Source organism: Sandaracinobacteroides sp. (assembly GCF_057137845.1).
In genome coordinates this window covers 1-8,216 of the sequence record NZ_DBNHFX010000188.1, presented here as the reverse complement: position 1 = coordinate 8,216, position 8,216 = coordinate 1, and the positions used below count along the sequence as shown (strand labels likewise).

General features: G+C 67.6%; 9 protein-coding genes. 2 read left to right on the top strand and 7 right to left on the bottom strand.

Annotated features, from left to right (window positions below):
- On the bottom strand, positions 1 to 1,006 hold a 1,006-nt coding region (locus AC16JP_RS10490; protein WP_484340562.1), incomplete at its 3' end, for an MmgE/PrpD family protein.
- A 50-nt stretch (positions 1,007 to 1,056) separates the two neighbouring features.
- Here AC16JP_RS10490 and AC16JP_RS10485 point away from each other — a divergent pair.
- On the top strand, positions 1,057 to 1,791 hold the full coding sequence (locus tag AC16JP_RS10485) for a GntR family transcriptional regulator (protein WP_484340561.1): 735 nt from the start codon (positions 1,057 to 1,059) through the stop codon (positions 1,789 to 1,791).
- A gap of 17 nt (positions 1,792 to 1,808) precedes the next feature.
- Here the strand turns inward: AC16JP_RS10485 and AC16JP_RS10480 are convergent, their stop codons facing one another.
- The 6 genes from AC16JP_RS10480 to AC16JP_RS10455 all read right to left on the bottom strand — a co-directional run bounded on the left by AC16JP_RS10480 (position 1,809) and on the right by AC16JP_RS10455 (position 7,397).
- Positions 1,809 to 2,885 (bottom strand): CaiB/BaiF CoA transferase family protein, encoded by a 1,077-nt coding sequence (locus AC16JP_RS10480; RefSeq protein WP_484340560.1) that lies wholly within the window; start codon positions 2,883 to 2,885, stop codon positions 1,809 to 1,811.
- Positions 2,886 to 2,889: 4 nt separating this feature from the next.
- Positions 2,890 to 4,098, bottom strand: coding sequence for a CaiB/BaiF CoA transferase family protein (locus AC16JP_RS10475; protein WP_484340559.1), 1,209 nt, complete (start codon positions 4,096 to 4,098; stop codon positions 2,890 to 2,892).
- Positions 4,095 to 5,267, bottom strand: coding sequence for an acyl-CoA dehydrogenase family protein (locus AC16JP_RS10470; protein WP_484340558.1), 1,173 nt, complete (start codon positions 5,265 to 5,267; stop codon positions 4,095 to 4,097). The genes AC16JP_RS10475 and AC16JP_RS10470 overlap by 4 nt, the downstream gene beginning before the upstream one ends.
- 1 nt (position 5,268) lies before the next feature.
- Positions 5,269 to 5,778 carry a MaoC family dehydratase gene (locus AC16JP_RS10465; protein ID WP_484340557.1) on the bottom strand — a complete coding sequence of 170 codons (510 nt, stop codon included), beginning with the start codon at positions 5,776 to 5,778 and terminating at the stop codon, positions 5,269 to 5,271.
- Entirely contained in the window at positions 5,771 to 6,625 is an 855-nt protein-coding gene (locus AC16JP_RS10460) for an HpcH/HpaI aldolase/citrate lyase family protein (RefSeq protein WP_484340556.1), read from the bottom strand. Before AC16JP_RS10460 ends, AC16JP_RS10465 begins: the two co-directional genes overlap by 8 nt.
- 85 nt (positions 6,626 to 6,710) lie before the next feature.
- Entirely contained in the window at positions 6,711 to 7,397 is a 687-nt protein-coding gene (locus AC16JP_RS10455; RefSeq protein WP_484340555.1) for a hypothetical protein, read from the bottom strand.
- A 173-nt stretch (positions 7,398 to 7,570) separates the two neighbouring features.
- Here AC16JP_RS10455 and AC16JP_RS10450 point away from each other — a divergent pair.
- Positions 7,571 to 8,216 (top strand): TonB-dependent receptor plug domain-containing protein (locus tag AC16JP_RS10450; RefSeq protein ID WP_484340554.1); only part of this gene is annotated, 646 nt, incomplete at its 3' end.

Below are 8,216 nucleotides of genomic sequence, written 5' to 3'. Positions count from 1 at the left end.
TCACGCGAACCTTTGCGCGCAACGGCGCCAGCCGGGCGATCGCATCCGGCTCGAAGTCGGCAAGCGCCGGTTCGCCCTTGGCGATCACCACCGCAACGGCGTGCTGCAACGAGAATTTTGCTTCGTGCGCGGTGGTCGGCGAAGGCCGGTCGCAAAAGGCCAGCGCGTCGGCATAGGTCGCCACGTCCACACCGCCTGCAAGCTCGCCTGCAAGCGCGCCTTTGCCGCGCAGCATCAGCGCCGCGTCGATTGCCGGGTGGGCGTGGCGGCAGGCCCCCCACGGCTTGAAGCTCACCTCGGCGATCCGCCAGCCGGGCCGCAGCTCGAACAGGCGCGGTTCGCGCGTCATCGCCGCATACAACCCTTGCGCGCCTTCCAGAATCCGTCGTGGGCCGCCCGCACCCGCCGCCGCCAGCCGGGCATGCCGCACGCCGGTCACCGCCGCCTGCCAGATGTGCACCTGCTTGGTCAGTCCCGGCTCGTGCCGCATCCGCCAAAGGCCGCCCGCCAGCGATCCTGCATGCCCCAGCGCATCCGCTACTGCACTGGCGTCAGCCCCGAACAGCCGCGCGGCGGCCGCCGCCGCCCCGAAGCCGCCCGCACTCGCGCTGTTGTGCCAATGGGCATAGTGATGGCCATCAAAGCTGGCGCCCACCGTTATCATCGCTTCATACCCGGCAACGGCCGCCGCCAGCAGCGCCTGCATGCCGGCGCCGGTTTCGCGCGCCGCCAGCAGCACGGCGGGCCACACCACCGGGCCGGGATGCAGAAGCGCCGTGCGGTGCACGTCGTCCATTTCCATCACATTGCCCAGCAGCGCCGCGCGCTCGATGGCATCGGCAAACACCTTCGCGCCCACCGCGGCCGCCGCCGATCGCCGCGCACCTGCCACACAGCCCAGCCAGTCCAGCAGATGCAGCCGCGCGCGCGCCACGGTCGCGGCATCGGCTTCGCGCTGCAGATGCTGTGCAAGCCGCTCGGTCAGGCTAAGATTGCTGGCGCTCATGCGTGCGCCCCGGCTAAAGGGGCGGCACCCAGCCGCAGAGGGAAGCAAGCTTGTCCGACACGACGACCGAACGCAAACCGCGCTACCAGGACCTCGCCGACCAGTTGCGGGCGCAGATTCTGGCCAAGGCGATCGCGCCTGACGCATTCCCGACGGAAAGCGCGCTTTGCGCCCGCTTCGGCGTCAGCCGCTTCACCGTCCGTGAAGCACTGCGCCAGTTGCAGGGCGAGGGGCTGATCCAGCGCCGCCGTGGATCCGGTACCGCGATCAAGCCGGGCCGTGGCCGCAACCGCACCGCGCGCCCGCTCTCGAACGTCAGTGAAATCCTGCAATACGCCCGCGACACCCAGGTCCAGTTCGAGCGTCTGTCCCCCGCGCCGCTGCCAAGGGCGCTTGCGGAACAGATCGGCGAGGAAACCCCCGGAAAATGGGCGCGCTACCGTGGCGTGCGCGCGGGCGCCGACGGCGCGCCGATCGCCGTCACCGACGCCTATATCCACCCCGATCTCGCCCACCATGCAGCCGAAGTGAACCCCTTCGAGCCGACCATCTTCCGCCAGCTCGAACGGCTGGCTGGCGTCCGCGTCGCCAGCGTCACCCAGGACATCGAGGCCGTGCCCGCCAGCGCAGCGATGGCGCAGGCGCTCGATGTGCCGCGCCGCAGCCCGTGCCTGCGGATCCTGCGCCGCTACCTCGACGACGACGGCCGGGTGATCGAGTTTTCCAGCAGCCACCACCCCGGCGGCCGCTTCGCCTACAACATGCACGTCGAGGTCGAACGCTGAACCCGTCACTGGCTCGGTCACCGGGCCGGATCCGGCGCGGCTGAAGGGGCCCAGGTTTCCGCAGCAAAGCGGATGGCGGGCGCGATCATGTGCGCGCCGTCCAGTTCCGCCAGCAGCCCGCGCTCGGCGACGTGCGGGCTGGCGAACACCTCGGCAAAGTCCAGCACCGGCGAAAACGCTACGTCCAGATCCGCGAACCATTGCACCCATTGCTCGCGGGTGCGGGAAACGAAAGTCTGGCGCAGATATTCGATCAGCGGTCCCTGCTCTCCGGCGGGCGCCTGCGACATGGGAACAAGGTCCGGGCGACCAAGCGCCGTCAGCAGATTGCGGGCGAATTTTTCTTCCCGCCCGCCAAGCACCACATGGCGCGCGTCGGCCGTTGCATAGACCTGATAAAAGCCCGCGCCGCCAAGCGAGCGCTGGGTCGCGGAAACCGGCGCCGCCCCGCCGGCAACGGCTGAACCGGCGATATGCGCGCACCACGGCAGCAGCGCGTCGAACATGGCAACGTCGATATAATCGCCCAGCCCGGTTTTCTCCCGGCCGATCAGCGCCATCAGCACCGCCGACAGCGCGGTTAGCCCCGCCGCCATGTCGGCCGAAGGCGCCCCCGGCACCGCAGGCGCGCCATCGGCGGCATCGTTCACCGACAGAAAGCCCGAAAGCGCCTGCACCGCCATGTCGTGCGCGGGGTGCAGCGCCAGCGCGCCCTGCTGCCCGAACGCGCTGATCGAACAATAGACAATGCCCGGATTGCGCGCGGCAACGACGGCATGGCCGAAACCAAGGCGGTCCATCACGCCGGGTCGGAACCCTTCGACGAACACATCGGCATCGTCGATCAATGCCCAGAGCGCCCGCCGCCCGGCTTCGGACTTCAGGTCCAGCGCCACCGCCCGCTTGCCGCGATTGAGGTTCCTGAACCACACCGACTGCCCGGCCTCGAACGGCGCCATCTGCCGGGCCGGATCGCCGGATGGCGGCTCCACCTTCACCACCTCGGCGCCCTGATCCGCCATCATCATCGTCATCATCGGCCCCGGCAGAAACTGCGACAGGTCGACGACGCGGATGCCGGACAGCTTGCCCATGGCCTCAGATCACCCCTTCGGCGCGCAGGTCGGCGATTTCACCCGCCTCGAACCCGGCTTCGGCCAGAACGGCATCGCTGTCGGCGCCCAGAAGCGGCGCGGCGCGGTTCGGCAGCCGTTCGCCGTCCACCTTGATCGGGTTCGACAGCACCCGCAGCTCGCGGTCGGGATGCGCCGCCCGGTCCACCATGCCGGTTTCGGCCAGATACGGATTGTCCAGCGCCTGTGCGAGGCCATAGACCGGCGCCACCGGCATGTGGCCCTGCAACAGGCCCAGCCAGTGCGCGGTCGGCTGTTCGCTGAAGATCGCGTCCAGCATCGCCGTCAGCAGCGGGCGGTTTGCCAGCCGGTCGGCGGGCGTCGCAAAGCGCGGGTCGGCCGCCAGATCGGCGCGGCCGATGCGCGTGGTCAGCACGTCCCAGAACTTCGGCAGTTGCGCCATCACGAACACGAAGCCATCCGCCGTGCGGAACATCTGGCTCGGCACCACCGAAGGGTGCCCCGAACGCGGAACACGCGGCGTCACGTCGCCTTCGTTCAGATACCACATGGCGGGATAGCTGGTCTGGTGCACGGCCGCCGACAGCAGATCGACATCGATGTCGCGGCCGATGCCCGTCGCCCGCGCCTCGACCAGCGCCGCCAGCAGCCCGACCGCCATCATCGTCCCGGTCATGAAGTCGACGATCGACAGCCCGAACCGCGTCGGTTCGGCGTCGGGTTCGCCGGTCATGCCCATGAAGCCGGCTTCCGCCTGCATCAGATAGTCATAGCCCGGCCAGCGGGCGCGCACATTGTCGCGGCCATAGGCGGAAAGATGCGCACAGACGATCGCCGGATTGACGTCCTGCAGGGCGGCGTGGGTCAGGCCCAGCTTTTCCGGCAGGTCGCCGCGCAGGTTGTTCGCCACCGCGTCGGCGGATTTTGCCAGCCGCCGCAGCACCGCACGGCCACGATCGGTCGTCAGGTCCAGCGTCAGCGACCGCTTGTTCAGGTTGAAGCTCTGGAAGAACAGGCTTTCGCCGGGGCGCAGAAAATGCGGCCCGACGGCGCGGGCGGTGTCGCCGCCGCCCTTGCCGCCCTTCGACGGCGGCTCGATCTTCACCACCTCGGCGCCAAGCTGCGCCAGGAACATGGTGCCGTAAGGCCCGGCGCCATATTGTTCGGCCGAAAGCACCCGCGTGCCGGCCAGCGGAAGCGCGCGCGCCGTCATGCCGGGTTCGCCTTCACCCACTGGCGGGCGATGATCATGCGCTGCATTTCGTTGGTGCCCTCGCCGATGCACATCAGCATGGCGTCGCGGTAATAACGCTCGATCTCATATTCCTTGGAATAGGCGTAGCCGCCGAAGATCCGCATGCCTTCGTTGCTGTTGGCGACTGCGGCTTCGGATGCGAAATATTTCGCCATTCCGGCTTCCATGTCGCAGCGTTCGCCACGATCATAGGCGGCCGCCGCGTCCAGCGTCAAAAGCCGTGCCGCGCGGGCGCGCGTCACCATCTCGCCCAGCTTCAACTGGATCGCCTGGTGCTCGGCGATGGGTTTCCCCATCGTCTGGCGCACCTGCGCATATTCGGTCGACAGGCGAAGCGCCCCTTCCGCCAGCCCGACGCCGCGCGCCGCCACGTTGATGCGTCCCAGTTCCAGCCCGCCGGTCGCCTGAAAGAAGCCCTGCCCTTCCACGCCGCCGATCAGGTTTGCCGCCGGGATGCGGTAGTTCTCGAACACCAGTTCGGCGGAATCGATCGCCTTGTAGCCCAGCTTGTCGAACTTCTTGCCGGTGGTGAACCCCTCGCCCTTGGGGGCGATGAACAGGCTCATGCCCTTGTAGCGCGGCTCGGCCTTCGGGTCGGTCTTCACCAGCAGCGCAAAGCAGGATCCGTTCAGCGCGTTCGAAATCCAGGTTTTCGTGCCGTTGATCACATAATGATCGCCGTCGCGCACGGCGGTGGTGCGGATCGCCTGCAGGTCGGTGCCGGCGTTCGGTTCGGTCAGACCAAGGCCGCCGCGGATTTCGCCGCTGGCGAACTTCGGCAGCCACAGCGCCTTCTGTTCGGGCGTGCCGAACCGTTCAACAGCCGCCGACATGATCAGGTGCGAATTGAAGATGCCGGTCAGCGCCATCCAATAGGATGATATCCGTGCGACGATCTTGGCATAGGTGGTGGCCGGCAGGCCAAGTCCGCCATATTCCTGGCCGATGGTCGCGCCGAACAGGCCCATTTCGGCCATCTGGTGCACCAGTTTCTCGGGCCAGATGTCCTTGTGGTCGTGCTCCATGATCACCGGGCGCACATCGCGTGCGATCCAGCGGTCGATGCTGTCGAGAAGGGCTTCCTCCTCGGCCGGGTCGATCGTCCTGATCTGGCCTGCCGTTTCCATCTCAGGCCTCCATCGGGCCGAAGCCCTTCTTCCAGATCAGCATGGTGCGGTTGAAGGTGCAGACCACCTGCCCGTGCTGGTTCTTGCCGATGGTGCGCACCGTCACCAGCCCCTGCTCGGGCCGCGACTTCGAATCACGCTTTTCCACCACTTCGCTTTCGCCATAGACGGTGTCACCGACGAACAGCGGGTGCACCAGCTTGATGTCCGACCAGCCAAGATTGGCGACTGCCTTCTGGCTGACGTCCGAGACGCTCATGCCCACCAGCACCGCCACGGTGAACGGCGAACAGACGATCGGCTTGCCGAACTCGGTCTTCGAGGCGAACTCATAGTCGAAGTGCGCCGGATGGGTGTTCATCGTCAGCAGCGTGAACCACACATTGTCGGCGTCGGTGATGGTGCGGCCGGGGCGGTGTTCGTACACGTCGCCCTCCACGAACTCCTCGAAATAGCGGCCGAACGTTTCGCGATAGCGATGCGGGGCAACCTCGATGCAACCTTCACGCATGGATCAGTTCCTTCAATGCAAGAGTGTTTCGATACCGTCTGACGACGGGCGCCTCCAGCAGGCGCCCCTTGTGGCGGACGGCCGCCCCGCCCGCCGCGTCGAATGCGGCGATGGCGTCGGCGGCGTCGGCGATTTCCCCGGCGGTCGGGCGGAATACGCCGTGGATCGCCTCGATCTGGGCCGGGTGGATCGCAGCCTTGGCGGCAAAGCCAAGTGCCTTTGCGCGGCTGCATTCTTCGGCCAGCCCGTCGGCGTCGTCCATCAGGATCCACGGCACGTCGATCGCCGGGATCGACGCTTCTGCGGCGGCTGCCACCAGCGCCGAGCGCGCGAACAGCAATGGCCCCCACGCCAGCTCGACACCAAGTTCGGCGGAAAAGTCGCCGCCGCCGAACATGATCGCCACCACGCCCGCTTCAGCGGCAATGGCGCTCGCGGCCCTGAGGCCCTTCACCGTTTCGATCAACGGCACAAGGCCGGGGCAGCGACTGCCCAGCGCGCCGCGAATGACGGCGATTTCCGCCGCATGTTCCACCTTCGGCACGAACAGCAGCGGCGGCAGGGTGGCGGCTTCGGCCAGCGCCACCAGATCGGCAAGCCCCGCCAGAGTCGTCACCGCGTTCACCCGCAGCGCCAGCCGTGGATCGCCCATCGCCGCCAGCGCCGCAGCCCGCGCACCCTCTTTGCCGTCGGCCGGCACTGCATCCTCAAGGTCGACGCACACCACATCGGCGCCGCTCGCCAGCGCGCGCGAAAACCGCTCGGGCCGGTTGCCGGGCACGAACAACATGCTCTGGAACACCGCCCTCGTCGAAGGCTGGTCCGGGCGGGTGGATTGGTTCGACATCATTGCTCCTGAATCCGGTGCCTATAATTTGTCCGGACAACTTCCAAGTCAAGACTCGTTCGCGACAAAAGCGTCTGCCCGCGCCTCAGAACACCGGCTTCACCACCCCGGTCCAGCCGGTCGCCAGCAGCAGCAGATAGACCAGCCATACCCACAGTCGCGTCCGGTTCATGGTGCGAAGCAGCGGCAGTTCGGTCACATCGGATGATCCTTCTGCCAGCAGCGCCGCCAGTTGCGGGCCGACCGGCGCGAACGCCCGATCGATCGCGATCGCGGCGGCGAAGATCAGCGCGAACAGCAGCGCCTTCGCCGCCAGCCACGGCTGCCCGATCGGCGCCCCGGTCCACAGCGACGTCACCCCCAGCCACAGGTAAAATCCGGTCAGGCCGATTTTCAGCCAGCCCTCGATCCGGCGGTTGCGCGCGGAGCGCGGCGTCTGGTCGTGCAGGTGCGCGTCCCAGACCAGCCACAGCCAGAGGCCGCCCGCCGCCCAGGCAGCCGCCAGCAACCAGCCGGGCACCAGCCACCAGTGGCCGGCGCGCGCCACGGTCAGCGAAACCGGCACCATCAGCGCCCAGGCCGTGCGCGGCACCATATCCACCACCACCAGAAGCCCCAGCAGCGCCAGCCGCTGTTCCAGCGAATAGCGGTCGCGCTTGCGGAAATGCTGCCCCAGCAGGAACACGCCGGCATCCGCCCCCAGCCACAGCACGAACAGCAGCAGGTGCACGAACACCAGGCTTCGATAGGCGATGTCGCTGATCTCTCCCATCGGGGCGCTCCGTTGCTGGCGGGCCGGGCTGCGGGCGCCGGTTGCGGAAATTTCCGCAGCCCGCTTGACAGCACGCGCATTTCTGTTCGAATTTGTCCGGACAAATCACAAATGCCGGCTGCTGACAAGCGCCACCAGAGGAGGGTGGCCGGCTGCACCAGAGGGAAACAGGGATGACCAGAATCGCACTTGCCGCCAGCACGGCCCTCTTTGGAACGCTCGCGGCGTTTCCGGCCTATGCGCAGGCGGAAACCGGCGGCATCGAGGATATCGTGGTCACTGCTCAGCGCCGCGCCGAACGCGCGCAGGACGTGCCGATCGCCATTTCGGCCTTCTCGGCCGACCAGTTGCAGGCGCAGGGTGTTTCCAGCACCGTGCAGATCGGCAACGTCGTCCCCAACCTGATCTCGCAAAGCAACACCGGCATCGGCTCGGCCAACGCCTACTTCCTGCGCGGCCTCGGCTCGACGGAATCGATCGCCACCTTCGACCCGCCGGTCGGCACCTACGTCGACGACATCTACCTGTCGCGCCAGAACGCCAACAACCTGTCGATGTTCGACGTCGAGCGCGTGGAAGTGCTGCGCGGTCCGCAGGGTACGCTGTTCGGCCGCAACACCACGGGCGGCGCGGTGAACGTCATCATGCGCCAGCCGGGCGATGAATTCGCCGGCTATGCCGAAGCGGGCTACGGCCGCTACAACCGCAAGCTGCTCAGGGCCTCGTTCGACGCGCCGCTCGCGCCGGGCCTCGCCGTCAAGCTCAGCGGCTACTGGCAGGACGACGACGGCTACGCGAAGAACGTCACCACCGGCGAGC

Excerpts from the sequence above, each read along its gene's own strand:
- AC16JP_RS10480 (WP_484340560.1), bottom strand. The coding sequence starts at position 2,885 with ATGGGCAAGCTGTCCGGCATCCGCGTCGTCGACCTGTCGCAGTTTCTG.
- AC16JP_RS10475 (WP_484340559.1), bottom strand. The coding sequence starts at position 4,098 with ATGACGGCGCGCGCGCTTCCGCTGGCCGGCACGCGGGTGCTTTCGGCC.
- AC16JP_RS10470 (WP_484340558.1), bottom strand. The coding sequence starts at position 5,267 with ATGGAAACGGCAGGCCAGATCAGGACGATCGACCCGGCCGAGGAGGAA.
- AC16JP_RS10465 (WP_484340557.1), bottom strand. The coding sequence starts at position 5,778 with ATGCGTGAAGGTTGCATCGAGGTTGCCCCGCATCGCTATCGCGAAACG.
- AC16JP_RS10460 (WP_484340556.1), bottom strand. The coding sequence starts at position 6,625 with ATGTCGAACCAATCCACCCGCCCGGACCAGCCTTCGACGAGGGCGGTG.
- AC16JP_RS10455 (WP_484340555.1), bottom strand. The coding sequence starts at position 7,397 with ATGGGAGAGATCAGCGACATCGCCTATCGAAGCCTGGTGTTCGTGCAC.